At 70.1% G+C, this 26,156-nt stretch carries 22 protein-coding genes and 1 pseudogene; 2 read left to right on the top strand and 21 right to left on the bottom strand.

From position 1 onward, the window contains the following. Positions 1 to 155: 155 nt before the first annotated feature. Positions 156 to 1,013: an alpha/beta fold hydrolase gene (locus tag Raf01_RS22475; RefSeq protein WP_203919948.1), complete on the top strand. Its 858-nt coding sequence runs from the start codon at positions 156 to 158 to the stop codon at positions 1,011 to 1,013. A 691-nt stretch (positions 1,014 to 1,704) separates the two neighbouring features. On the opposite strand, the gene Raf01_RS22470 is transcribed toward Raf01_RS22475, so the two are convergent. The 5 genes and pseudogenes from Raf01_RS22470 to Raf01_RS50910 form a co-directional block, all read right to left on the bottom strand. Continuing rightward, entirely contained in the window at positions 1,705 to 2,457 is a 753-nt protein-coding gene (locus tag Raf01_RS22470; RefSeq protein ID WP_203919947.1) for an SDR family NAD(P)-dependent oxidoreductase, read from the bottom strand. 23 nt (positions 2,458 to 2,480) lie between these two features. Beyond that, a complete protein-coding gene (locus Raf01_RS22465; protein WP_203919946.1) occupies positions 2,481 to 3,026 on the bottom strand; it encodes a TetR/AcrR family transcriptional regulator in 546 nt (181 codons plus the stop codon). A gap of 44 nt (positions 3,027 to 3,070) precedes the next feature. Beyond that, positions 3,071 to 3,607, bottom strand: coding sequence for an AAA family ATPase (locus tag Raf01_RS22460; protein WP_203919945.1), 537 nt, complete (start codon positions 3,605 to 3,607; stop codon positions 3,071 to 3,073). Then, a pseudogene (locus Raf01_RS22455) lies at positions 3,597 to 4,130 on the bottom strand (hypothetical protein); the annotation flags it as partial. The pseudogene Raf01_RS22455 and the gene Raf01_RS22460, both read right to left, overlap by 11 nt. A 30-nt stretch (positions 4,131 to 4,160) precedes the next feature. Next, entirely contained in the window at positions 4,161 to 4,715 is a 555-nt protein-coding gene (locus tag Raf01_RS50910; protein ID WP_203919944.1) for an MFS transporter, read from the bottom strand. A gap of 340 nt (positions 4,716 to 5,055) precedes the next feature. Between Raf01_RS50910 and Raf01_RS22445 the strand changes: the two genes are divergently transcribed. Further along, complete coding sequence (locus Raf01_RS22445) at positions 5,056 to 5,799, top strand: winged helix-turn-helix transcriptional regulator (protein ID WP_239133815.1); 744 nt, start codon at positions 5,056 to 5,058, stop codon at positions 5,797 to 5,799. A gap of 302 nt (positions 5,800 to 6,101) precedes the next feature. On the opposite strand, the gene Raf01_RS22440 is transcribed toward Raf01_RS22445, so the two are convergent. From Raf01_RS22440 to Raf01_RS22365, 16 genes are all read right to left on the bottom strand, one after another. Continuing rightward, positions 6,102 to 6,632, bottom strand: a complete 531-nt coding sequence (locus Raf01_RS22440) for a hypothetical protein (RefSeq protein ID WP_203919942.1) — start codon at positions 6,630 to 6,632, stop codon at positions 6,102 to 6,104. 268 nt (positions 6,633 to 6,900) lie between these two features. Next, positions 6,901 to 8,121 (bottom strand): NlpC/P60 family protein, encoded by a 1,221-nt coding sequence (locus Raf01_RS49725; protein WP_239133814.1) that lies wholly within the window; start codon positions 8,119 to 8,121, stop codon positions 6,901 to 6,903. Positions 8,122 to 8,414: 293 nt separating this feature from the next. After that, entirely contained in the window at positions 8,415 to 9,458 is a 1,044-nt protein-coding gene (locus tag Raf01_RS22430) for a DUF4192 domain-containing protein (RefSeq protein ID WP_203919941.1), read from the bottom strand. A gap of 172 nt (positions 9,459 to 9,630) precedes the next feature. After that, positions 9,631 to 9,825, bottom strand: coding sequence for a hypothetical protein (locus tag Raf01_RS22425; protein ID WP_203919940.1), 195 nt, complete (start codon positions 9,823 to 9,825; stop codon positions 9,631 to 9,633). A 169-nt stretch (positions 9,826 to 9,994) separates the two neighbouring features. Next, positions 9,995 to 11,212 (bottom strand): DUF932 domain-containing protein, encoded by a 1,218-nt coding sequence (locus Raf01_RS22420; protein ID WP_203919939.1) that lies wholly within the window; start codon positions 11,210 to 11,212, stop codon positions 9,995 to 9,997. Between the two features lie 327 nt (positions 11,213 to 11,539). After that, on the bottom strand, positions 11,540 to 12,718 hold the full coding sequence (locus Raf01_RS22415) for an FAD-dependent monooxygenase (RefSeq protein ID WP_203919938.1): 1,179 nt from the start codon (positions 12,716 to 12,718) through the stop codon (positions 11,540 to 11,542). A gap of 309 nt (positions 12,719 to 13,027) precedes the next feature. After that, on the bottom strand, positions 13,028 to 13,933 hold the full coding sequence (locus Raf01_RS22410; RefSeq protein WP_203919937.1) for a hypothetical protein: 906 nt from the start codon (positions 13,931 to 13,933) through the stop codon (positions 13,028 to 13,030). Positions 13,934 to 14,085: 152 nt separating this feature from the next. Continuing rightward, entirely contained in the window at positions 14,086 to 15,357 is a 1,272-nt protein-coding gene (locus tag Raf01_RS22405) for a GGDEF domain-containing protein (protein WP_203919936.1), read from the bottom strand. Positions 15,358 to 15,514: 157 nt separating this feature from the next. After that, a complete protein-coding gene (locus Raf01_RS22400; RefSeq protein WP_203919935.1) occupies positions 15,515 to 15,787 on the bottom strand; it encodes a DUF5983 family protein in 273 nt (90 codons plus the stop codon). Between the two features lie 229 nt (positions 15,788 to 16,016). After that, the gene (locus tag Raf01_RS22395) at positions 16,017 to 16,733 is read right to left on the bottom strand and encodes a hypothetical protein (protein ID WP_203919934.1); all 717 of its coding nucleotides are present in this window, start codon (positions 16,731 to 16,733) and stop codon (positions 16,017 to 16,019) included. Between the two features lie 594 nt (positions 16,734 to 17,327). Then, positions 17,328 to 18,104 (bottom strand): GP88 family protein, encoded by a 777-nt coding sequence (locus Raf01_RS22390; RefSeq protein ID WP_203919933.1) that lies wholly within the window; start codon positions 18,102 to 18,104, stop codon positions 17,328 to 17,330. 111 nt (positions 18,105 to 18,215) lie between these two features. Next, entirely contained in the window at positions 18,216 to 19,064 is an 849-nt protein-coding gene (locus Raf01_RS22385; protein ID WP_203919932.1) for a replication-relaxation family protein, read from the bottom strand. A gap of 457 nt (positions 19,065 to 19,521) precedes the next feature. Continuing rightward, positions 19,522 to 21,939 carry a type IV secretory system conjugative DNA transfer family protein gene (locus Raf01_RS22380; RefSeq protein WP_239133813.1) on the bottom strand — a complete coding sequence of 806 codons (2,418 nt, stop codon included), beginning with the start codon at positions 21,937 to 21,939 and terminating at the stop codon, positions 19,522 to 19,524. Between the two features lie 139 nt (positions 21,940 to 22,078). Then, positions 22,079 to 23,896, bottom strand: a complete 1,818-nt coding sequence (locus Raf01_RS22375) for a VirB4 family type IV secretion system protein (RefSeq protein ID WP_203919931.1) — start codon at positions 23,894 to 23,896, stop codon at positions 22,079 to 22,081. Beyond that, on the bottom strand, positions 23,893 to 24,843 hold the full coding sequence (locus Raf01_RS22370; RefSeq protein WP_203919930.1) for a PrgI family protein: 951 nt from the start codon (positions 24,841 to 24,843) through the stop codon (positions 23,893 to 23,895). The genes Raf01_RS22375 and Raf01_RS22370 overlap by 4 nt, the downstream gene beginning before the upstream one ends. A 116-nt stretch (positions 24,844 to 24,959) precedes the next feature. Continuing rightward, positions 24,960 to 26,156 (bottom strand): TrbL/VirB6 family protein, encoded by a 1,197-nt coding sequence (locus Raf01_RS22365; protein ID WP_203919929.1) that lies wholly within the window; start codon positions 26,154 to 26,156, stop codon positions 24,960 to 24,962.

Here is a 26,156-nt window from a genome sequence, read left to right as displayed (position 1 = left end):
TCGAACCCGCTCAACGCCCGTCACCGCCGCCTTGTCCCCCGCCTACCAGTACCTGACAGCTAAGCGACGATGCGGGCGTTGCCGGGCCGAGGAGCGCTCCTTCGCCGGCGAGCTAACGGCTCATCCCAGATGGTTCGACATGGCAGACTGGCGCAATGTTCAACGAGACCATGGTGCGGGTTTGCCATGATCCGTTGGTCATGTTGTTCGTGGCCAGCACTGCCGGCCCCGCCGAACGCGCTCTCCTGGTCATCCACGGTGGCCCGGATTGGGACCATTCCTACCTGCGAGAGCCGCTGTCGCAGTGGGGCGACCGATGTCGGATCCTGCTACCTGATCTGCGTGGCTGTGGCCGCTCGACCCGCGACCTTTCCAAGGAGGAATACACCTGGGACGCGATGGTGGCCGATCTGGTCGCGTTGCTGGACGCGACAGGCACATCGGTCACGGACGTGCTGGGCTTCTCCACGGGCGGCCTCATCGCCCAGCGGCTCGCCCTCGCTGCCCCGCACCGCATTCGTCGGTTGGTCATCGCCTCCAGCAGCGTGCTCCCCGTACCGGCGGACGCCTTCGCGGCCTGGCAGGAGCGAGACAACCGGTACGCCGCCGGCGCAGACCTCGGACCGGATCCAACTGGCCTGTCCGGCCCCGACCTCGTACGAGCCTGGGCGCGGACGTCAGCGCCCGTAGACGTGTGGCGACCGGAAGCACTGCCTGATCACCTGCAACGGCTCGACGCGGTGCGCTTCTCCGGAGACTGGGCCGATCTATGGCAAGCAGGCGTGCTGCCCAGCGCGCGCCCCGAGAACGCGCTCCAGCGACTGGCTGCGCTCGGTATCCCGATCCTGCTGCTACACGGCCGTTACGACATGACCTTCCCCGCGCAGCTGGCAGTTCAGACAGCTGCGCAGATCCCAGTAGCCCGAGCGGTCATCCTTGACGAGGCCGGACACATGGCTCACATCGACCAACCTGACCAGTGGCTCACGGCACTGGCTGATTTCCTCCACTAGCGGTTGGCCTCACGTCGCCAAGTCGATCGATTACGACGACTTCCAGGAGGCGCTCGCCAGGATCCCATGAGTTCCTCAGATCGGTGGCCTCACTCGACCGACGCAACGACGCAGACGCCCAGTCCTGAGGTTTGCCACGATCGGTGCCTATGCCGATTTGGGTGCTTGCGGCAGGCGGCAGGCTCACCATCGGGAGCAGACAGGGAACGACCGACGCACGCGAGGCCCCTCTTGACGTGGCCCCTTCTTCCGACTCATGGGCCCATCCTGGTCCACAACGTCGACAACGGAGATGCTCAACGCTTCTCGATCCTGATCTCGCCCCGTCAAACGGACTTGCTATGTGTGGCCGCTGGCCTCAACTCACCCTGACAGACAGGGGCCGCACCTTTATCCAATCCCCCACGACAACAAGTCGCCCGCCTTGGGGCGAGGTTGTTCCGCCACAGACTACTCATAGTGATGTGGATCATACCGTCAGCATGAGTCGTGTTTCTAGTGAAAACGGCAGAGGACGTAAGACGACCATGACGAGCCATCCGGCAGGACGCATGACGCCCTCGGCCGCCCGGCATCCGGACGGGAGAACGAGCCGAAGCAATTTTCGCACCGCGGGCACACTCACTCGCTCGACTTTCTCGTTCTCATTGAACGCTTGTACGAACGAGCGACGGCCGGGCTCGCCTGTACGTCAGGCTGTCATGCCGCCGTCAACAGCGAGAGTCGCACCGGATACGTAGGATGCGCGGTCGCTGAGCAGCCAGGTGGCAGCCTGTGACACCTCGGCTGGGTGGGCGCCTCGGCCGAGGGGGGTAGCCGCGTTCAGGCGTTGGGTGATGTCAGGCTCGCGTCGTTTCCAGGCGGCAATCATTGGGGTATCGGTGGTCCCGGGGGCGATCACGTTAACCCGGATACCGTGTTCACCGTATTCCTGAGCCGCTGAGCGGGTCAGTCCGATCACCGCATGCTTGCTCGCCGAGTACGCGCTGAGCTGGGCACCTCCACGCAAGCCACCGACGCTGCTGGTGTTGACGATCGAGCCTGGCGAGCCGGCCGCGAGCAGGGCCCGGATCTCCGCACGCATAGACAGCCAGACGCCTCTGACGTTGACTGCGAACACGCGATCGAAGCGTTCTTCCTCGATGTCGGCAAGCGCCGTACCGCCCTGGCTGATACCGGCGTTGTTGAACGCGCCGTCCAGACGGCCATGCCGGTTGAGCACGGCGTCGATGATCCGCTCGACGTCGTCGGCGGCGCTGATGTCGCCGGCGACGTAGCTGGCAGCGCCACCTTCGGTGGTGATCTGGCGGGTGACCTCGGCCAGCCGTTCGGTCGTACGCGCGGTTAGCACCACGCGGGCGCCCTCTCGGGCGAACACTCGTGCGGCCTCGGCTCCGATCCCGCTGCTGGCGCCGGTCACCAGCACGACCTTGCCGGCCAGCATGCCTTCTCCTACCTGGCAGGGAATCACGTTGTGGGACTCTCCTCATGAAGCAGGGCGTCGATGACCGCATCGCGTACAGTCGCCGAGAGTCGGGAGTTGTCGCGGTGGTGTGGGTTCTCGCAGATCGTGGTTGCCACGCCGCGTAAGGCGGCGCTGAGCGAGCGAGTTGCCAGCTCCGCTGTGACGCCGGATCGCAGCGCTCCAGCCCGAGCCAGCTGGTGGAAGCCCGCCCGTAGCATCTCGCGGCTCAGCGTCGCGGCCTGCGGCTCGGGGCTAGGACGCAGAGGAAACATCAGCGGGTAGATCGCCGGATTTTGCCGAGCAAAGCCGACGTGCAGATCCCAGCCGCGGCGCAGGTCGGCCCGCGGATCACCCGTTGATTGCAGTCCCTGCTTGTGTTCGAGGTACTGGTCCAGACTGGCCGCGACCACGGCATCAAGCAGCCGCTGTTTGTCACCGAAGAAGTGGTAGAGCGTTGGTAGCTGCACCCCGGCCCGTGCACAGATTGCACGTAGTGACGTGCCGTCGATTCCTTGTTGTGAAACGACTGCGGTCGCCGCATCCAGCAACGTCTGCCGGGTGTCAGTCCTCTGTATCACGGATACAGAATGTATCAGTGATACAGAGACGTGTCGACACCTCTCGGGGTGTTCAAGAGATCCAGCGTCGATCGGTCTACCCAGTACAGATCCTCGACGGCGATGAGCAGCGGTCGGGTCGCCGCCGGCCGGGTGATCAGGCCCAGCACAGACTCCAACAGCTGAGTCGGCAAACCTTCGTGCGCGTGGCCGCTGCTGCCCGGGCTGAGCTCGGGCAGCAGCCGCGCCAACGGCAGACGCGCCGCCCCGAGGCACTGGTCGAGTTCCTCGCTCGAGCTCGACCGGACGACCGCACGCAGCATGCCTGTCAGGGGCGCCAGCGGCAGCCCCTCACCACCTAGCTCCACGCATCCGCCGACGAGCACGCGCGCACCCGAATCACGCGCGATGCGGGCGACCTCCTGGACCAGGCGGCTCTTTCCCACGCCCGCCTCGCCGGCTAGGAGTGCGACGTGCGGTTGCTCGGCGACGGCCTGGTCCAGCAGGGAGCACAGCCGGCCCAGCTCGGTGCGACGGCCGACCAGGACGGGGCTGACCAGCTCACGATTCACGCCGAAACGGTACGTTGCGGGGATGCGCTCGACCATCGGGCCATCGGCCACGCTGAATTCGCTCCTTCCCGCTCGGGCCCGACGCGACGAGCCGGACCGGACGTACCGGCCACCACGTCATCGCCGGGAGCAGGATCCCGAGGGCGTCGGCCTCGACCAGGGCTCCCACCACGACGAGCGCGCCAGCCAAGCCGAGCCATCCGGTCGGCGGTGCCGTGATCAGGGAGCCGGCCGCGATTCCGGCCGGATACGCCAGGCCGTACGCCCGGGCCAGAACGGTCTCGCCCAGGCGCCGCGCGAGGGATGTGTCCACCACAACCTCGACCGTCACGCGGCCAGCCCCGATCGTGGCGACCAGCATCACGGCTATGGGCACGGACGGCGCCACTGCCAGCAATGCCGCGGGCACGGCGATCACCAACAGCGTGACCCCGACCAGCCGGAGCGGATCACGAACGCGCAACCGCGCCGCGACCGCCGCGCCGATCAACCCGCCGATGCCGATGGCGGCCAGCAGGTAGCCGTAGCCGCTGCCTAGCCCGTCGGCTGAGCATCAGCAACAGGACGGTGTGAGCTCCGTACGCAAGGCAGCGCATGACGTCGGCGCCGATGATGCGGACTGCAATCGCGTCGCCCCGCAATGCCGCGAATCCCTCGCGAAGTTCGTGTCGCGCACCCAGGTCCGTGGTGGGCCGCAGGTCCCGCGCCGGCGGCGCGAGCTGGGCGCCGAGGCCGACCAGAAAAGTGCCGATACCGCGAACGTACTGGCTTTGATCACAAACGCCCACGCCGGGGAATGTAGGAGCAGCAGCAAGGCACCGGCGACCACCGATGCGGCCCCGATGGCCGACCGCGTGGCAGTGGCCGCGGGCAGGTCGGCGGCGGTCAGGATCCGGGACGTGGTCGCGGCGACGCATGGCGGGTATACCACCGAGGCGACCGTGGAGGCCGCGGCGAGCACCGACGCCAGGAACACTGGCAGGTCCGCCATTGCTACGGCGGCCAGAAGCATCATGATCGCAGCCCGGATCACATCGGAGGCGATCATCGGCCGGCGCCGGTCGTAGCGGTCGGCCAGCGCCCCGGCCAGTGGACCGAACAGCACCATCGGCAGTACGCGAGCGCACCCGCGACCAACGGTTTCGATCCCGGCAGCACACCGTCAGGAGCGGCCACCACACACTCATAGATCCTTCGAGACGAAGAGGATCTTGAAGGACGGACAGTCCGATGACCGCACTTCAGAGTGACGTAGCTGGCCGATCGCGTGGGACCAGTCTCGGCTCGTACCGCCCGCGAGGAGTTGCCCGCGGCGGCCTGAGCACTCAACAGCTCGATGCATGAGGTGTGCAATGTCACCTACCAGATTCAGCCGACCGATCGGTAGGCTCGGCTCTCAACCTGCCTGCCAACGCCGCTGGGAACCGCCGTTGAGACGGAGGCGACACTTGGACATTCTGTTGTTAACGGGCGTCGATGCGGGCGCGCCCGACAGGGTGCTGCCCGCCCTGGAACTGCTTCCACACTCGGTACACACCGCACCTCGCGATGTCCGAGCCCTGGTGTCCGACATGTCGCCGGACGTCGTTCTCCTCGACGCGCGCACCGAACTCGCCGACGCCCGGGCCACCTGCCGGATGCTGCACGCCACGGGCTTGGGCGTGCCGCTGCTATCCGTAGTTCGCGAGTCAGGTCTGGTCGCGCTGTCCGCCGCTTGGGGCATCGATGACGTAATCCTCACCTCGGCCGGACCCGCCGAGATCGAAGCCCGGCTGCGTCTGGCCGTCGACCGGTTCGCCGCGCCCCAGGCCAACGATGGCGCCGTTATACGCGGCGGCGAGCTGGCCATCGACCCTGACAGCTATACCGCAAAGCTGAGAGGCCAGCCACTCGCCCTGACATACAAAGAATTCGAGCTGCTCAAGCTCCTCGCCCAACACCCCGGTCGAGTCTTCAGCCGCGACCAACTGCTGCGCGAGGTCTGGGGCTACGACTACTTCGGCGGTACCCGCACGGTGGACGTCCACGTCCGGCGACTGCGCGCCAAACTGGGCTCGGAGTACGAGTCGATGATCGGCACCGTCCGCCACGTCGGGTACAAATTCGTCGTCCAGCCGACCCGCGCGTTGCCGGACGCCGAGGCAGCACCCATCCGGGTCAGTACTACACAAGACACAGTTCGCGCCGGCTGAGAGCAAGCATCCGAGCGGGTAGCGGGGACGACGTGGCGTGAACGCACCATGGGCAGCCCAAGGCGCTCCGAGATGTCCACGGCCGGGAACCTTAGCTCGTCTGTGAGCCGCGACCTACCGGAGCACAGGCCAGCTGCCGACCCGCTCCCCAGCGACATTCGCGCCTCTGCGACGAGCGGGCCGTTTCGGCGAACCGGCCGCAGACGGTCAACTTCGAGCAGGCCCTCGGCTACAGGCACGATGTTGACGCACCGCGTGGGTTCTTCGGCCGCAGTCGTAGTCGTTCCCCCACGCATCCAGTCTCAGCTCCCATCACCGCGTCTGCACCCTCCACACGGAACTGGACGGCGAGGTCGTCTGCCGCGGGTGGAGCCTCTGTCCCCCGATGGCCTATGGCGAAGACCTTCTTGAGAACCGCGGCATCCCGGACCCACGACCAGCGCGCCCTTGCGCCCTCGCGACCGGATGTCGTCCACCCGCTGGTCGGCGGTGTCGAACAAGACCTGCACCTCGTCGTAGGTCAACGGCCGCCGCCCCGGCCGGCCCTCGTACTCCCCGACGTGCACCATGGAGTTCCACTCGTGCAACACCACCGCCGGTGCCTGCCCGAACCGGTCGCGACACGCCTGCGGCCACGCGTACCGGGTGTCGGTCACGAAGTCCTGAAACAACCGCATCGTGGTCTGGTAACCGCGCAACGTCGACAACGCTGCCGGCCGAGGCCCCGAGCGCAGCATGTCGAAAAACGCCTCCAACTCGGCGCACGTCCACTGCCACGGGTACTGATTGGTGAACTCGGCCAACCGGCAGATCAGCGCTAACCGCGCACGCACGGTATCCCCCGACAGCCCCGGGTGCTTTGCTGACGGGCTCAGCCCTCCAGCATCGTCTCGAACACCGCCGTCGCCGGATCCAAGCAAGACATCCCGTCGGTCAGCATCAGCGGCGCAGCACCCGGAAGATCGGCAACCGTCACGTTGCATCCAACGCATCAATGTTGAATCGGATACGGCTCGCCTGGTCGACGCCCAAATCAGCGCACTTGATGATCTACAATCGAGCGCGATCGAAGCTCCGCGTATGTTGCAACAGATGCAATAGCTAACGATTGAGGAACCGGTACGGACTCATCTGGTAGTCGGCGAAGTATGGATACGGGATGACTCGATGGTGGGTTCCACCGTCCCCGGATTGCTCGTAACCCAGATAGCTCGTCATCGTGGGATCCGTCCAGTGATCGAAAATCACGACGTGCCCGGCGAGGTCAGGTGTCGGGTTGATCAGCAGATCACCTGCGCGAAGGTCGGTCTTCGAAATCGGCGCGGACCGTGCGGCCAGCCCTGCAGTGTCCAGACCTGGCCCGGCCAGACCCAACGCCATCGAGACGTATCCGGAACAATCGCGACGGTACCCGTGGAACCAGGACGCCGGCTCTGAGCTGGACAGGTACGGCACCGGACCGCCCTTCCACGCGCTCACCCACGTCGCTGCCCGCGTCAGCACCGCGGAACCGTCCATACAACCTGGGGATGGACTGGACTGTTCATTAGGGTTCACCAACCGCGGACAATCGACCGGACACTTTTCAAGATCTCCCGGGATTGTTCGCCAATTCGAGGAACCTACGGCGTCGACCAGCATGGTCGCGTCAGGCTCCCATCTGGCGTAGGCGTCGGGGTAGGCGCTGCGCTGCACGGCCTGCGCCGCCCCGGTCAGGGACATGTCCTGCCAGCCGGGGATGGCCTGCAGCCTGGCGTAGAACATGCGACTGGCGTACACCGGGTCGTGCAGCTGGTCGGGTGTGCCCCAACCCTGGCTGGGTCGCTGTTGGAACAGGCCCACCGAGTCCCGGTCCCCGCCGGCCGGGTTGGTCAGGTCGGACTCCTGAATCGCGGTGGCCACGGCAATGACCGGGCCGCGAACCGGAATTCCCATCTGCTCACCGACGGACACGATGACGGCGGCCAGAGCTACCTGGTCGGGGCGATAGTTTCCGACCTGAGGCCAGCCGCCAGCGGGCGCGGCCACCGCGGCCTGACTGATCATGGGCACGGCGCAGCCGGTGGAGCCACCATCGACAAGGGTGGCTGCGCCAAGGCCACACACGACCACCATGCCAAGGATCGCAGCGACGATGCCGCCCAGTAGCTTGCCAGTCGTCACCAGGCCACCTCGACACGCGATGGTCGCTGGCGCCAGGATGTCCCGGGCCGGCGGTGTTGTTCGAGCACGTAAGCCTCCAGAAACGCAGAAAGGGCGCGGTGTGCGCCCAGGTACAAGGGATGGAAGGAAAGACGGTGCGGCGGACCCGGTGACGGCCAAGCAGACACTCAACAACGACGAGAGCGGCACACCTCGTGCGGCATGGCAGAGCGACGACGGCAGACGTCGATGAGCTTTCAAGGATTGCGATGGCGGCCCCGGTTTCCCAGCGATACCCACGTCGTCGGGTTTCGCTTCGGATCGGCATACCCTCGCGCATTGGCGGCGACGTGAACCTCGACCGATGCCGGTCATCGGCTGGCTGACCTGCGGCCGGATGCTTGCACCCGGCGGCAATTCGATTCGCGGGCGGGCAGCAGTGCCCTGCTACCCGCCCGGACGATGTCTTGCCGTCAGTAGGTCAGCAGCGTAGCGACAGTGTCGGGGTCGATTCCGACCGCGACCGCCTGCGCGAGAAGCTGCGCGAACCGGTTGTCGGGTTCGGCCTCAAGCGCCCGGTCCACGGCGATGCTGGCCAGGGCGCCGTTGCCGGCCTGCAGTGCGCACAGGGCTAGCAGGGTGGCGGGAGCTGCCACGAAATCGGGGTCGGCCCGGCGGACCAGGTCGCTGTACATCTGGATCTGCCATTCCTGCCGGCCGGTGCTGCGCGCCGCGGCATCCCGTACGGCGGGCAGCGCCAGCAGCACGCCCAGCCGCGCCGCGTGCGTGTCCTCGACGGCCTGCCCGGCCCGATAGCGGTGTTGGGCGTGGCGAAGCTCGTCGTCGGCCGCGTCTGTGATGGCCCGGGTCAGCCGCTCGCGTCGCGCCTGGTCGCTGAGGCCGGCCCCGGCCGCTTCGCGTGCGGTGGCTTCGGCCAGGTCGACCAGGAACAGCCGGGCGGTGGCGCTCGCCTCGGCCATGGCCTCGGCCGCAGGCCCGGTCACCGGCGCCAGCATCTGGGCCAGCGCGTCGCGGCCGGATAGGACGGCAAGGCCGGCGTAGATCGCCGCCGCGGTCACCGGACTGGTCGACGGTTCGAAGGCCACCCCCTCGGCCGGGCAGGACGCCTCGGGCCGGTCGCAGTCCAGCCGCCAGAACCGGCCGCGGCGCACCCGCAGCGCCTCGCGAACCGCGATGCCGGCCTGGCCAAGCGCGTCGCGTGCGACGGCCACCGCCGGCGCGACCTGCTCGGGCTCGCCGTAGCCGACCAGAGCAACGGACACCTCGAACCGGTCCTTGATCTTGGTGATCACCATGTTCAGCCCGGCGGCAAGCGGCTGGGCTGGGCCATCGGTGGCAGGCAGATCCAGTCGGGCGGCCAGCACGATAGCGCCGCTCGTGTCGACGGCCAGAAGGATCAGGTCCGCCCCGGGGTGAAATCCCAGCAGGAACGGCACCACGGCCAGCAGGTCGTCGGTGTCGCGGATGCGGATGACCGGTCGTTGGTTGGACTCCATAGTTGTTCCCCTTCGGTGGCGTGCCATCGGTCACGGGCAACCGGACGCCACCTCACCGCCCGCGCCGGGTCGGTGAGGTGCGACCGATTGGCTCGGGCGGGTGGCGGATGTCAAATGGGTGGTTGCCCGCCGGCCCCGCACGGGGCCGGTGGGCGCGGTGGTGACGACAGCGTCAGAGGCCGTTGGCGATGATTTCGGCCTTGGCCAGCATTTCGGCCTCGCGGATGTCGGCGGCGGAGATGTGGAGGTACCACAGCCCGTCGGGGAAGACCTCCTCGTCGCCTCCATAGACCTCGTAGCGGCCCGGCACGACCCCGACGACGACGGGCCGGTCCTCGTGCCAGACCCCGATCACGGTCCAGTACATGGATTTCCTCCTTCGAGCAACATGCGCCGCGCAGCGCCTGGCCGGCCTGGTGCCGGCCGGGCGCGCGGTGGGGTGAGCACCCGGCCCGGGCGGTGCTCCACTGTGGAGCACCGCCCCGGGCGGGGGTCTTTCGAGTCGTCCGGCGCACCGGCGCCGCACGTGTGAGGGGCTACCGGCGGGTCAGGCTCAGCAGCTGCCGGTGCGCCCGGCTCTTGACCTCGTCGTTGCTGCCCTCCATCACCGCGGTGGCCCGCGCGGCGAGGTTGCGCCCGCGCAGCGACCCGGTCGGGCGGATCGGCGATTTCCAGTCCGCGTACTCGGTGATCGCCCGTTCGGCCGCGTAGGCGCTGCGCCCCAGCCGGACGGTGTTGCTCGCGTACAACCGGTCCAGCGTCTCCAGGCGGGTGCGGTGGTTGATGCGGGTGCGCTCGGAGGCGCCCGGTTGCGGCGCCGGCCACAACTGCTCGACCAGCTGATGGAAGGCCGCGATGCTCACCTCGGTGCGCGCCAGCAGTTCCTGCTCGGCGGCGAAGGTCTGGAAGTAGCGCACCGACAGGCCCAGGGTGCGCCGGGCCTCGGCGATGCGGTCAAGGGCGTTGCGGGTGTGCCGCACCCCCCAGCGGGCGGCCGCATCCCGCAGGGCGAACCGCTCGGTGTTGCCGCACTCGATGCGCCACGGGGTGAGGACCACCTGGGCCTGGCTGGACCCGTCGTGGCTGTTGACCGCGGCGACATACGGCACGATCTGGTCGTTGATGCCGGCCGCGTCGATGACCACGGTCTGCGGCAGGCGCAGGCAGACGAACACCCGCCGGCCCTCGCGCAGCGCCCCGGCCGACTCCCACACCACGTCGTGGTTGGCGACCAGGTCCTGCAGGAACTCGAAGATGTCCCGGTTCTGGAACACCTCGTAGCGGGCGCCGACCACACCCAGCCCGGCGCCGGTGTCCTGCCGGACAGTGACGAACTGGTCGGCCAGCACGTTGGTCGCACCGGCCAGGGTGTTCTGGTAGAGCACCGGGCGGCGGGCCACCTCGAAGTCGATGCCGCCGAGCTGCAGCACCCGGTCGATGTCGCTTTCGCCTTCCGGGACCACGGTGCCCAGTTCGTGCCAGGCCGGCACCCGGGTGTAGAGGGCGGCGCGCCCCGTGCTGGTGTCCAGGCCATGCTGGGGAAGCACTTCCCCCTCGGTCAGGACCCAGACCTCGCCGTTGTCCCAGTTGCCCGGGTCATCGACGCGGTAGCGGCCGCCGCCGATCGGTACCAGCCTGCCGGCGTCGATGCGGGCCTGGATGTCGGCGCGCCGGTCGGCGGCCGAGCGCAGCTGCTCGCGGCGCTGCGCGGTGAACTGCGCGTTGCGATCTTCCACGCGCGGTGTGTCGGTCATCGGTGCTACTCCAGTCTGAGGATGCAGCCCCGGGCGGTCACCACGCCCGGGAATCTGCGGTGTGGTGACCACCGCTCGCGAGGCGATGCGACGCGGGCGTGGTGACAGGTCGGGTTATCGGGTCACCGGCGCACTCCCCGTGGGGAATCGGGCCGGTGGTGATGCCGTGCTTGCCGATCGGCCGCAACGGGCGCGACAGCTGTCACGCTCCGATAGGCGGGCGCATCCGCCCCCGGGTGGCCATCAGGCCGACGACATACCCGCTGGCGTCCTCGCGGCCGGGCCCCAACTGCCCGCGGATCGACGCCCAGTCGGTGAGCGTGCCTGCTATGCGTCGGCGAAGCCGATGTGGCGGCCGAGCACAGGGCCGGCGGCCACCGCAGCCAGCGCGGCCGGCAGGTGGCGGCGTTGCCAGCCCTCCAGCGCGGTGGCCAGGTCGGCGCCGTACTTGCGGTGCTGGGTCAGCGCGGCGACAAGGCCCGCGGCCTGCTCGATGCCGTTGTTGGCGCCGCGGGCGGTGTGGGGGCGAACCGGGGCCAGCGCGTCGCCCAGCAGCACCGCGTGCCCGCCGCGCAGGGGCCAGACCATCCGGGTCGGCGGGTCGATATCCATCACCGGCGCGGCCATCCGGTCCGTGGTGCCCGCCACCAGGGTGGCCTGCGGCTCGGGCAGGTAGCGTCGGGCGGCCTCGTCGACTCGGGCCCGGGCCGCAGCTCCGACGTGGTGCGGCAGGGCGAACAGCCGCCGGGTGGGTGGGGCCCCGAACCAGCGGGTGTACTGGGCGGCGGTGGCGCCCAGGTAGAACGTCCAGTCGGCGCCGCCGGGGATCGGCGCGACGGTCAACTGCACCCCGGCCTCCGGAACGGGTTGGAAGCGCAGGAAGTCGCGCAGCCCCGACACGGGTCCCGCGACCTGCCCGCGGTGGGCGACGTAGCCGGCATACCGCAGCCGGCGCCCGCCGTCCAGCAACTGGCGGCCGACGGAGGCGCGGCCGTCGGCGAAGACCACCAAGTCGACCGGGCGCCTTTGCCCGTCGGCGAAGTGCAGCAGCGGCTGTCCGTGGTAGTCGGACAGGCCTGTGACCGTGGCACCGGTGTGCAGGACCCCGGCGGGAAGCCTGCGGGCAAGGGCGGCGTGCAGCAGCGGCCAGGTGGTGTTGCGCCCGGCATACCGGTGGCGGCGGGCCCGAGCCGGGCGGCGCTCACGCACGGCTATGTGCGCGACCACCTCCGAGTCGTACTTGACGAACTCGGACTGCTCGATGCCCAACTGGTCGAGCACGTCCAGCGACGCGTGCTCCAGCCCGATCAGTCCCCCACCCTGGGGCGCGCTGTCGCCGGCCGCTTCGTAGACGGACACGTCGAAGCCGGCGTGCAACAGCAGCAGTGCGGCTGCCGGTCCGGTCACCGATCCCCCGACGATCGCCACCCGCGGCCGGCTCACGGCCGATGGTGGCGGGGTGCCGGTCGCAGCGGCGGCGGGATCGGACGGTGCGGTGTGGCTCATGACAGGTTCCCTTCGGTAGGCAACCCGGGCACGAGCCCTCGCGGCCGCACCCGGATTCGCGTGTACGCGTGCGGCCGGGCAACGGCCAACAGCGCCCGTCAGGACGCTGGTGTGCTACTCAAGCTGTGCTTGTCGAATCGGCGATTCGAACCTCGGTGCTGCTGATCAGATGTCGCAGCCGCGTGTCGTGCGGACGGGTGGGCCGGCTCCATGGGGTCACCGGTGGCCCGGTGCGTGCGCCGGCCGCACCAGCAAGCGGGTCGTGTTCGGCCTGCGAGCAGGCGGAGGCGCGTTCGCGCGCCCGGCTGCTCAGGTCTGCCTCGAGTCCTGGCCGGTCGGCGCACCGGTCGGTGACGGCACAGCGGACAGCAGCCCGAGGTGGACGGCAGCGGCGAGCACGTCCCCGTCGCGCAGACCACGGGGGTGGCCGGCCGCCGTCAGTGTGCGCTGCCCGGCTGTCGGCCGGTGCAGCTGCCCGGCGGCCGCCGCGTCCTCCAGCCGGATGCCCGCGCCCGGTACCGCGTCGGGCTGCCGGGCCGCGATCCCGGTCAACCGGCCTGGGAAGACCGCCTCGCGTGCGCCGCGAAACGTGTCGCCGTCGTAGCTTGCCAGTCTGCCCAGCCGGGCGGTGAGCCGGTCGGCGAGCCAGCTGACCGGGTCCGCCCCCTCGGGGCAGACGTCCGGGGTGACGCTTTGGCGCTGCTCGTGAACCTGCCAATAGCGGTGGACCGGATCCCACCAGCCGAACTGCGCGCGGTAGCCGTGGCCGGGCTCGCGGGGCTGGCCGTACGCGTCCATGTCAGATCCGTCGAACGTCGTGATCGTCGCGGTGTAGTAGATGACCGGCACCGCGTCCACGGCGATGCGGGCAACGTCGGTACCAGGCCCGTCGTCGCCGTCGAAGGCCACTCGGACCAGCAGCGCGTCGTCAATGGCAGTGAGCGTGGCCCGGCGCGGCTCGTCCATGTCGTGACGAGTGACTGTGACCAGGTCACCGACCTCGATCCGGGGCAGGCCCGCGACGTAGGCGCCCAGCAACTGCCGGTGAATCGGCCAGTGCTGACTCAGTCGCTGCGGGTCGGGCGGCAGCAGCCCGGGATGGGCGGCGTCCGCCGCGGTCCAGAGCGTACGGCCGCTGACATAACGATGGTTGGTGCGCGCCTGGTTTCGGGCCCACGCGGCCAGCGTGGGCGGTAACGGGCTGTGGCTGGTCATGCTGCTCGCTTTCCGCGGCCGGCGCACCCTGCGGCCATCGGCGGCGACGCCGACCACCACCGGCCACTGGCCGCTTGACGGGAACGGGTGACGGTGGGGCTTGCCCGATGGGTCAGGCGGGCGAATCACGCGGTGGGCACACCGCCCAGTGGCTAGTGTCGGTCGGTGTCGGAGAGCAACCGGTAGGCGCGGTATGCCAGGTGCCGCTGCCGGTCACTGAGCACATTCAGGTCGGCGCAGACCGCCTGCGCGGCAGTGACCACCAGTGCGTCGAGTTCGTCGGCGGTGAACGCGGCCGCGATGCCGCGCAGCACCACCCCGACGGGTCGGATACCCGTGCCGCTGTCGGCGTCGGAGACCGTGGCCAGCACGAGGGTGAGCCGATCGGCGAGCCTCGCGTACCGGTCGCCGTCGGCGCGCAACCGGGCCGCCATGGCCCGCCGGCCGGCGAGCATGGATCGGATGTCCATCAGCCTCGGCGCGGCCGGTTCATCGGCAGGGGCCGCCGGCGGCTGGTCGGCCGCGGTCTGCGCCTGGGTGGCGCGCTGGTCCCCCCTCATCCGGGCCTCAGTCACCGCCTCGTGCAGCAGTCGCAGTTCGTCGCTGGTGACCATGACCGGAATCGGGTCGCCGGGTCCGGTCGGAACCCAGGCGGCACCGGTGCCGCGGGTGGGGTTGACATCGCGGCGGCGGACCGGCGGGCGGGTGCCGTCGAGGGCGGGCACCCCGTCGCGGTCGGGGTCGTAGACCAGCACGCGGTTTCCGCCGGCCTCCTTCGCCGTGTACATGGCGGCGTCCGCGCAGGCGAGCGCATGCCATGCGGTGCCATTGCCCGAGGTGGCGACGCCGATGCTGGCCCGCGGTTGGATCCGCGCTCCGGCGATGGTGGCTGAGGCGGCCAGGGCGGCACCCAACGCCGTGGCCAGCCCGGAGGCATCCGTGCCCTCGGCGACGACAGCGAACTCGTCTCCGCCCATCCGGGCCAGGGTGGCGGCACCGGCAACCGCTGAGGCCAGCCGTCGGGCGACCTCGGTCAGGTACCGGTCGCCACCGGCGTGGCCGAGGTTGGTGTTGACCGTGTGGAGGCCGTCGATGTCGGCCAGGGCCACCGTGATCGGGCCACCGGTGCGGGTGATCTCATCCAGCAGATGATCGATGGCCCGACGGGTCGGCAGACCGGTCAGCGGGTCGCGATGCGCCTCGCGCAGCGCCACCGCGTAGATCTGTTGCTGCCACCGGTGCATGCGTGAAGTGTTGTGTATCACGGCGGCCATGAACACGCCCGGACCGGCCAGGACAAGGGGCGGGGTGTGCAGGTACAGGCCGACGACGACCAGGGCGCCGCTGAGCCCGGCGGTGGCCAGGGCGCGTCGCAGCGACCACGGTGGCACGAGGCTGTCGCCGCGGGACGAGAAGATGGACACTGGGCTTACTCCTATCTCAGGGGATGCCGGAGGCGGGCCGCGGCTGACAGGCGGATGCGACCCGCCTCCGGGTTGGGCAAACACGAAGACCGCCGGCACCGGGCGCGGCGGTCGAGCAGGTTCGGATGTGGGCAGGCAGGCAGCCGACCCATCGTGGTCAGGTGTCCCAGACCGGCAGGTTCTCGTCGATGTCGAAACCGGAGTCGACGAGCAGGTAATCGCAGTCCAGGTCGCGGGCGTAGGACAGCACCGCGAGCAACTGTTCGGGTAGCCCGGTCGCCAGCCGGGACACCGGCGCGGCGGGCACCCCGATTAGGGTGCCGAACGCGGTGCACCGCGCATCCATGCCGGGCAGGTCGGTCAGCGTTTCGACCAGCTGCGGCGGTAGGTGCCGCGGCGAGAGCTCGAGCAGATTGTGCATGAACGCCATCGAGGGGATCTCCTTTTCCGTATGGGGGCATGGACGATCTGGTGCCGGTCCCAGCGATCGGCGCGTGGCAGCACGCCACGAGGGCCAATTCGATGCCGCCGTCGGCCAGCAGCCGGGCGCAGTGCTAACCGACGCCGGCAATCGCTGCCCCTGGAGCCGCGCAACGGTGTGTTCGCGCCGGTTGTCACCCTGGGGATGCGCCGTTGCCCGTGCCACCTGGCGCGGCGGACTACCGCTTCCGGGCCGGTCGCAGGTTGTCGCCGACAGCGATCGCGGCGATCGGGGTCTCGCGGGGCAGGCCGGCCAGATAGCGGTTGGCATGGTGCAGGAAGGTCAGCTGGTCCTCCACCCGGCCGCTTTCCGGGACGAAGAAATACCCCTCAGCGGTGACCACCCCGTCGCCAACGACCGCGGACAGTTCGGCGATGGTGACGTAGGTCGACAGGCCGACCTGCAGCGCCTCCAGGTGGTCGACGGGCAGGTGGCCGGGGTTGTACGGTGCGGCATTGAACGCGCGTATCGCACTGATCCGTGGCTGACTCAGGTAGTCCCTGCGGGCCCGGGCCAGCGGGTAACGGTCACCGCCGTAGCGGTCTGCGAAGTGCCAGAACGGCTTGGCGGCCGGGGTTCCGGCCACGACGTAGCTCCAGCGATGCCAGGTGTGCGTGGCGGCGATGACCGCGGCACGTCGCATACCGTCGAGGTCCAGCAGCCCGATCGGACCGCCGGAGGTGTAGCCACGCCAGCGGTCGATGAGCCGACCGGAACGGCGAGTGCTGGTCGGGAAGACCGGGACCGGACCGCGAGGGCGGTAGCCACCACGGCGTAGTCGCGCGGTGGCCAACGCGGCGAGCAACGACGGGGCAACGGCGCTCGGCAGAGTGACGATGAAGGTGTGCAGGTGGTCACGGGGCCGTGACGGGTTGGACGGTGTGGCGCGCGACATCGGTCTCCTTCCGTGGGTAGGTCGGATGCGAACCTGTGAGAAGCGCACGGGAAGTTCACCGCGGCGCAGGTCAAGAAGCGCTCGGTCGAGGTCATGGACCGAACAGGCCCCATGGGGCGTAAGCGCGGATGTGCCCGTGGCTGTGGGATGACCAGGTCCGGTCGAGATGCCGGTCTCAACCGACGGCCGGGCGAGCCGACAACGGCCGCGGCGTGTGCCAGCAGTGCAGCATGTCGGGTGTGGTTCGTGGTGGAACCGATGGTGCCGGGTGGGCGGCGGTGCCGCAGTGGTGCGGGGTGGACGCTGAGCTCAAGTGGCAGGATCGCGGCCGACCGGCCGGCAATGGCGGGTGGGCGGGATGCGTCTGTTCCTCGGCGGCAGGGCCCGGGGCGGTGCGTTCTGGTGTGTCACAAGGTGAGCCTCGACGTTAACCCGGGCACCCAACTGAGCCCGACCGGCGGGGTGGAACCGCGGATCGGGCCCCGAGTTGGGCAGTTGGAGTGCCCGCGGCCCAGTCGGGCGGCAGGGTTTGCCGACTGGTTGGGTCAGTTGCCCGTCGCCCACCCAGCGCAGCGGCCTCGAGGAGACCGAAGGTCAGACCGCCGGCCGGTGCTGACCCTGCCGGCCTCGGCGGCCAGCAGCACGGGCGGTGTCCTCGGCCTGCCAGTGACTGAAGCGGCGCTCGCCCTGCCGGTGCAGGAACCCCGGTATGCGGTTGGCCGCAATCCCTACCTGCGGCGGACCGAGCACCGCGAGCAGGTCGCAGTCCTCCTGCGAGGACCAGCCGGCCGCGGCGATCGCGGCCTGGTCGGGGAACACATCGGCAACCCGATCCGTCTCGGGATCCAACGCTTGGTCCTGGGTACCGCCGTAGGAGTACACCCAGCGGAGGTTGCCCGGTGGATCAGGCTCGACCATCCGCCGGAACCGGTCGACCTCCTTGGTGTAGGCGTAGAAGAAGCTTGTCGGTCGAGCGTGGCAGATGCGCAGCCACGCGGCCAGGTACGCGTCGCAGAAGAAGTCACCGCTGTCGTGGATACGGACCCACCGGCCGGTCAACGCCGAGGCGGCCAACTCATTGAGCATGGCCGTCTCCCACCCGGGCAGGTCGTCGAGCACGAATGCCAGGTTGGCCTCATGCTTGGCTTTGACCGCGGGGAAGCGGTAGGTGCCGTTGCGGGCGTAACAGACGTGGCGGCAGATTCCCGCCGATGGGCAGGTGTTGTACGTACGCCCGTCCGGCAGGCGGCCGGCCCAGGCGGGCAGCGACCAGTTCCACACGCCGATGGCGCGTAGTTGCCGGTTCTGGGTCAGCAGTCGCCGGGGGCGCGGCGCGGCGGATGCCGCGGGTGAGAGGGGTGTGGTGGACATGGGCCTCCTGCGGTTGGTGGATACGACAAACCCGCCCCGGCCGGTGCCATCTCGTGGCACCACCCGGGGCGGGCAGAGGGATGAATGTGGGTAGGTGCTGCTGCCGGCCGGTCAAGCCTCGCCGTGGCGCTGGCCACCCATCGGGCCAAGCAGATACAGCGGGTCCTGCACCGGCGTGGGTGCTCCGGGGTGGAAGGGGCCGGTAGCGCCGAGGTGGCCGGGCAGGTCGACCAGGCGGTGACGGCGTCGGCCGTTACCCGCCAGGCGCCAGATCGGGCCGGCCGGGTCGCTACGCGTCTGGGTGTGGGTGGCGGTGGCAAGCCACACCCCCAGCCGACCAGCGCTGGCGAGATGCTGGTGCAGGTGGGTTTCCCGGGCCGGGCTGGGCAGCAGGATCAGCACCGGCCAATCGGGGCCTCCGGCCTCACGCAGCCGCCGGTACGCCGGCATTTTGCCGGCCAACACGGGCAGGCTCTCGGTCCCGAGGTCCATCTCCAGGAACCACCCCACCTGCGTGTCGCCGTCTTCCCAGACACCATGCCCGTCCGGGTGCACCCGGCGACCGGTGGCCGAGGCGATCGTGGCAGCGGGCCACCACCGGGCCAGCCGGGCACCCGGGGTGGTGCGGGCGGCAGCGATCAGGTCGATGAAGAACTGGTTGGTGGCGTCGATGTGCGCCAGATGCGCGCCGGCCGCGACCAGCCGATCCTGCTGCTCCCGCAGGGCCTTGGCGGTGGGCGGCCTGGCACCGGCGGCCAGGGCGACGTAGCGGGCCGACAGCGGCCCGGGCAGCCAGTGCAGCGGCAGCCGGCCGCCGGGCCGGACCGGGATGAACGAGTCGATCCACCCCAGCGTCCGTAACCCCTCCAGCCGGTTGCGGCAGGTGCGGGCGGAGGTGAACAGGATGGTGGTGATCTGCGCGGTGGTCAGGGTGCGGTGATCGTGCAGCAGCTGGGCCAAGGTGTAGTCGCGGGGTTCGAGCCGGAAGGAAATGGACCGCAGAGACTCCGATGGTGAGACTCGGCGACTGGGCTCGGAACGGCCCCTGATCTGCACCCCCGGTCGGGAGATATCCCCCGTAGGGATATTTCGGGGTTGCTCGGGTGGCCGGGTCATGGCCGCTGACCAGCCCGGTTAGGTGTTGGGCTAGCTGGACACGCTGCCCTGGGGTCCGGCCTGGGGCGATACCCAGGTCGTCGCCTACCCCTGCCCCCGGGCCCCGTCCGTGGCCCGGCGGTGCTCCGAAAGCCGCGCAGCCTCAGCGCGTGGCAGTCCAGTGACCTCCCGCCTCGCACCGGCTGGACCGGTGGCGGTATCACGGCAGGACTGTCAGTCATGAGCACTTCTTCCTCCATGGCCGGTGGTGGGCTGGGCACGCCGACCGCGGATGCGTCCAGGCGGTCGCCCGGCCTGCTGATCAGGATTCAGATTCGACCCCTTCGGTTTTCGGCACCGCCCTGGGGCCGTGCGCACGCAGCGCGGAGCGGCGGGCCAGTTGCTGCAGCGCGGGGGCCGGATCGTCTGCGGGGCGGGCCACGGCCCGACGGATCGCGGTGGTTTCCCCGACGCTCGGCAGTGGCGCCCGGGTCCGCATGGTGAATGCTGCGGTCTGCCGTGCGTTGACCACGAGGCGGACCGCGGCGGTGTAGGCGTCCAAGTGGGACACGTCGTGCTCGTCCAACTCCGGGTGGGTGTGTCGGGCCAGTTGGTGCGCGTCCTCCGGCGAGCACGAAAAGTAGATCTTGTTGCGGGCGTTGGCGCTCAACGCGAGTTGGGTCTCGCGCGGCAGTTGGCTGAGGTTCTGGTGGGCCAGCACCAGCGATAGGTGGTAGCCGCGGGCTTCGGCGAGCATGTCCGTGACTGAGCCGGCGAGATTGAGGATGTTGTGTGACTCGTCGATGTAGCACACCGCGTCGTGCCGGGCTGCCTCCGGCAGCCGGACGCGCGCCGTGGCCGCCTGCCAGACGCTGGCGAACACGAAGGACCCCATCAACTTCGCGGTCTCCTCACCGAGTTGGCCCTTGGGCAGGCGGGCGATGAGGATGCCACCGTCCAGCACACGTGCCATGTCGAAGCTGGAGGCGGGAACGCCGAGCGTGGCACGCACGAAATCCCGCAGCAAGAATGAGCGCAGCCGGGCCAGGACCGGGCCGATCACCTGGGCGCGCAACGCGGCGGGGGTGGACTCGTACCACTCCCAGAACCCTTTGAGACCTTCGGGGTCATCGAGTCCGGCGGTCAGCGGTGCCCGGAACTGCTTGTCGTTGAGTAGCGGCGGCACCAGAGTGAGGTTGGCGTTGGCATGCCTCATCAGGGTCAGGCAGGCCACCCGCAGCACGTCGTCGATGCGCGGGCCCCAGTGCCGTTGGAAGATTTTGGAGAAGATGCTCACGACGTTGTCGGCCACGAGATCGTCGTCGGGACCCGACAGCGGGTTGAGGGTGGCGCCGCCGGGCTGATCCGGGTCGATGAGCACGATCCGGTCGGCGACCGTGGCGGGTAGCCGGTCCAGGATGTCCAGGGCCAGGTCGCCCTTGGGGTCGATGACCACGAGCCCGCGGCCGGCTTTGACGTCGTCGATGGCCATGTGGCACATCTGGGTGGACTTACCCGAGCCGGTGGAGCCCAGCACATGGAAATGCTGGCGGGCATCCACGAGGGACACCCCGACGGAGTGGTCGCCGACCTCGGCCCTGCCGAGCACCCGCACCCCGCGACCGCCCGACGGTACTGCCACGGGCGCTGGGACGGCTCTGGCGCGGGCCCGGTCCAGCCCGGCGACCGCGACGTCGGTGGGCAGCGCGGCCAGTGCGGCCAGTTCCCCGGCCGAGAGGAGAAATCCTCGACTGAGCCGGCGGCCGGCCAGCACCCGTCCAGGGGCGGCGATCCCGCGGCGGCGCAGCCGGTTGCGTCCGGCATAGATGCCGTAGGCGCAGGCGATGCCGAACGCCAGCGTGGCAAGCCGCCGCCGGATCGCCTTGGTCTGCCTCGGGCCGCCCCGGCGGAGGGTGTCAGCGGCGGCGTAGCGGATGGCGACTTCCCACTGTGGGCCGATCACGGTGTCGATGGCCGTGCGCGCGTCGCGCTCCCGGATGGGATCGGCCGGCCCCTGTCGTTGGTAGCCGCGCGCGGCTGGTGGTGTGGGGGTGAGCAGGTCGGTGGTGAAGGTCAGTGCGCCGCGCAGGTAGGTGGCCGGGTTGAGCAGTCCGCCACTGGGTGAGGTGCCGGTGCGCAGCGCGGATGCGGCGCGACGGGCCGCCGCGACGCGGCGGCCGGTGGCCGGCCGGGCCAGGATCTGCACGCAGGCGGCCTCGCTGGCGTGCAGGCCGGCGCCGACTGCGACCAGGGCCCGCATCGGGTCGGTGTCGTGGTCGGTGTCCAGGGGGTACCAGGCCGGCATCGCCGGGGCGAGTACGCCACCGACAGCGCACGCGTCGACCGGGAACGGCGGGTCGGCCTCCAACACCTCGGTGGCCGCCCCTGGCCACGCTGCTTGGGCTGCGGCGGCGACCGGGCCGACGGAGACCGTGCCGGGCAGCCAGACCATCACGGTCAACTGCCGGCCGGCCCAGCGGTACTCCATGCCGATGTGCGCAACGCGCCGCGGTCGCCACCACGGTTGCCCGGGGTTCAGCAGTGCGGACAGGTTGGCCCACCAGGCCGCCGCGCCGGCGGGATCCACCTGCGGCGGTGGGGTGATGCGCACCATGCGGGCGTGCCTGGCACGCCGCCGGTGCCCGGCGTTGGCGGCCGCGGTGCTGGTCAGCGTCGCCACGGTGGCGATGACCAGCAGCAGGGCCGGCCACCACGGGTGGTGACCGGCCCATGTGATCATCCAGGTCAGCTGAGGCAGCCCGGAAAGGGCGGGTGGCCTCGGCGGTCCCGGCGCATGCCGGGGCGCGAGCATGCAGGCCAGGCCGTGTTGAGGTTGTGGACTGTGCAGCGGCATTGTGCTCCTGGAGGTTGTGGGTCGGTCAGAGGTCGGAATCGGACAGGTCGGCCGAGCCTGCGGCCAATGTGTGCTCGCGGGAGGACGCCACGACCTGGAACGCGACGCGGTGGGCCCCGGCCAGAAGCAGGGCCTGCCCGCGGCCTGCGGCAAGCAGCATGCGTGCCTCCCCCGCGGTCAGCGCGAACGTGTCGGCGATCAGGTCGATGGCCTGCGGAGCCTGGCGCATCAGCACCTGGGTGGCGGCGTTGGCGATGACCGCTTGGCCGAGTTCGGAGCCCAGCAGGTCGGCGGCGTCCTGGGTGACCACCGCGACCCCGGCTCGCCGCTTGCGGGCGGCCTTGGCCAGCCGGTAGAGGAATCTTGCGCCTTCGCCGTCGCGCAGCAGCGTCCAGGCTTCGTCGACGACCACCAGGCGGCGCGCGCCCACGCCGGGGGTGCGCCCGGCGGTGGGGACGTCGACGTCACGCCAGATCGCGTCCAACGCGAGCAGCATCCCGGGCGCGCGCAGCTCGTCCGGAAGCTGCCGGGTGGACCACACGACGAGGTGGCCGCGTGGCCGGAAGGTCGTCGGCCCGTCGAACATGTCCTTGAACGAGCCCTCCACCCAGGGCGACAGGCGGGCCGCCAGGCTGTGCGCGGCGTCCTGGTCGCCGGCGGCCAGGACGCCGGCCAGGTCGCGCAGCAGCGGCGCCGGGCGCCGCCAGCTGGCCGGATCGTTGGTGATCCCGGCCTGTAGGTAGGTGGTGTTGATGGCCCGGTCCAGCGCGGAGCGCTCCGCGGGCGGGGGCTGCTCCCCGAGCAGCACCGAGATCAGGGTGTGCAGGAACATCGCGCGGCGCTGCAACCCGTCCGGGCGTGCCTCGTTGGTCGGGATCTCCAACGGGTTGACCCGGATGCCGGCGGCACCCAGCTGGATGGCAGTGCCACCGACCGCGTCGCACAGCCGCAGATACTCATCTTCCGGGTCGACGATGGCGACCTGGACACCGTCGTAAAGCGAGCGCAGCACCTCCAGCTTGACCAGGTAGGACTTACCGGCGCCGGAGCGGGCCAGCACCACGGAGTTGTGGTTGTCCTGGGCCCACCGGTTCCACCACACCACGCCGTTGGAGGCGGTGTTGAGCCCATAGAGCACGCCGCCGGCGGGCATCGACTCGCCCGGCAGCGGTGCCGGAAGGTCCGCCGACGCGAGCGGGAAAGCCGCGGCCAGGGCGTCGGAGTCGAACACCCGGCGCATCCGCAGCAGATCGGTGCCGACCGGCAGGGTGGACAGCCACGCCTGCATCTGTCGCCAGGTGGCCGGCTGCGTGTCCAGCAGCACCGACGCCGCGGCGGCCCGGACCTGCGCGACCGCCTCGGCCAGCTCGTCCTCGGTCGGGGCGTGCACGCACAGGTAGTGCCCGACCCGGTGCATCCGGCAGGCGCCCCGAGCCACCCGCTCGGCCAGATCGGCGGCGTCCTCAGCGGCAGCCTCGGTGACCGGATCGGCCAGGCGACCCTTGTCCGCGTCGGCGCGGCGCACAGATTCCAGCCGGGCCCGCTGCTGGCGCAGCCGGCGGGCGGCGATCGCCGAGGGAATCGGTTCGATGTGCTCCACCACGTCCAGCCGCCCGGGCCAGGCCAGCAGCGCATCTAGCCAGGCCATTCCGACATCAGGCGGATACCCGGTCACGATCAGGGTGGCCAGGTAGCCATCGCCCACCTGCAGCAACCGTGGGGTGGCCTCGATCGCGGACGGGCCGACGACGGCGCTCAGCGCGGCCTGCTGCTGGGCCTGCGCCACGTTCGATTGCGTGCGGCGGCCCCACGAGCGCCTCGGCCGCCGGGTCGGGGCGCTCATCGCTCGACCTGCTCGAACGGGCTGACGGCCCGGACCGGATGCTGGGGTAGGGCCCGGGCCCAGCTGGCATCGCCGTACTGGTACGGGTCGGTCGCGGCGGTCAGCACCGCGGTCGCGGTCTGCCCGTCCAGGACCCGGGTCTGGCAGCCCAGCGCGGCGAGTGCCCCGGCGGTGTGTTCGGCACGGCGCAGCGCCTCCCCGGCACTGCCCCGGTCGCCGCTGGCGGTGCAGGCGATGGTCACCGTGCGCCATAGCGGATCCCGCTGCTGGCTAACCTCGAGCAGAAACTGGGCGTAGTCCACCGCGGCATCCGCCAGCGCGGGATGCGGCAGCGTCTGGGCACCGTCGGCAACCCGTTGGGCGTGACCGGTCAGGTCCACCCGCTGCGCGGACACCACGATCTGCACCGGCCCGGTCAGGCTGTTGAGCCAGCGGGCGTAGGCGCCGGCGGCGGCCGCCTGCTCGGCCGCCGTGCGCAGTCCCACGTTGATGGTGGTCGCGGCGACCAGTGCGGTGGCAGCCCCGTCGCCGAGGTCGATGACGCCGTTGTCAGCGATCGCCGTCGCGGGCAGCCGCAGCACCGACGGGGCGGGCTGCGCGCCGGTGGTGGCCGGCGCCCACTGGGGTACCCGAGCCAGCGACTGGCAGGCGGCTGCGGCCCGGGCCGGTGCGCGACGGAACCGCAGCGCCGCCCACAACCACGCGTCCATCGGTAGCCCATCACGACGAGCCACGGCGACCGCTATCGCCGCGCCGATGACCGGGCAGACCAGAGCCAGGACCAGCGGCAGCGGCAGCAGCCGGCTGGTCGTGCGGAAAACCAGGTAGCCTGCAGCCGCGCCAGCGCTCAGCACGGCGACCTGCCGCGCGGTCAACTGGTAGAAGACTTTGTCCGGTGCCTCGATGTCCGCGGCAATCCTGGCCCGGACCTCGACATCAGTGTCCACAATGCTGTCCTTGTCGGAGTCGGAAGAACGAAAGGCGCCTACCGCCTGACCCCGCACCCACGTGGGGCGCATGTGGGCCGGACGCGTAGCGGTGCGCGTCGCACGAGCGGGACCGTTCACGGCCCCGGTCGGCGCGGTGGCGGGGACCCGCCGGAGCCGGAGTGCGGCCACGGTGCCTGCCATCCCGGCCGGCCGCGGCGTACTTCGGTGGTCGGATTCCTGCCCGTCGGGGGACGCGGGCCGGCCGGACCGGCCGGCGTACCGGGGGACGGGGCAGCCGACGACCCGCGCAGCGCTCGGGCCATGGTCGGCCGCGGCATCCGCGGCCTGTGGTGCGTCAAGGCCATGGCGGATGCATCCGGGCCACCAGCGGCGCCGCGGCCGGGGCCGCGGCGCCCCGCGACCGCCGCCCTGCCAGCCCTAAGCGGCACGCGCAGCAGACCGGTCAGCTGCCGCATCACGACCATCCGCACCACCAGCCCGGTCGCGTTGCGGCCGCTGCCACTCTTGGTGACGTACCGGCGCATCAGGCCGGGAATCTTGATCGTCACCCACAGCAGGCAGATGACGATGAACAGGTTGAACACGCCGAACGGATCATTGGGAATACCGACCACGGGCAGGTTCGACTGCGGATCCAAGAAAATGATCATTGTGGTCTGCAGTGCCAGCGCCTGCAGGGTGACCGTGCCCAACAGCCCCAGAAAGCTCCGCCACCACAGCCTGGCGACGCCGTCGGTGAAAGGCGTGGCGTGGCAGGCCAGCGCCAGCGGGGCGATGCCACACAGCACGACCAGCAGCCCCAGCCGCACGCAGCAGGTCGCCAGCAGCATTCCGGTCAACACCGCGGCCATCAGCACGAGGATCATCACCAGCAGCGGCTCAGTCGGGTTCAACACCGCGCCATTGACAATGTCCAGCATCCGGCTAAACGCCCCGCTGGTGTCGATCTGCCGACCGGTGACCGCCGCGGTCACCGCGTTGCCGAGCTGGATCAGCTGCGAACACAGCGGTGTGGCGAAGTTCGCCGCGATGAAGCCGATGACCAGACGTGGCACCAACTCGTTGACTCCGTACCGGCTCTGGACGGTGTGTTGCGTCATCACCAGAATCCCGGCGGCTAGCAGTGCCAACACGAAGCCCGCGTCCACGATCGCCAGCGCGTTGCTGGACAGCGTGTGCACCTGCGGCAACCCGGTAACATCCGGGCTGCGCAACAAGGTCGACGACAACAGATTCCACATCTGCTGGAACCCAGGGGCGATGTGCGACAGCAGCCACATCACCGCACCGCTGAACAGATAGTCGACCAT

It is taken from the genome of Rugosimonospora africana (genome assembly GCF_016862975.1).
Lineage (GTDB): Bacteria > Actinomycetota > Actinomycetes > Mycobacteriales > Micromonosporaceae > Rugosimonospora > Rugosimonospora africana.
The sequence above is the reverse complement of the archived record's forward strand: the minus strand, read 5'-3'. Positions and strand labels throughout refer to the sequence as shown.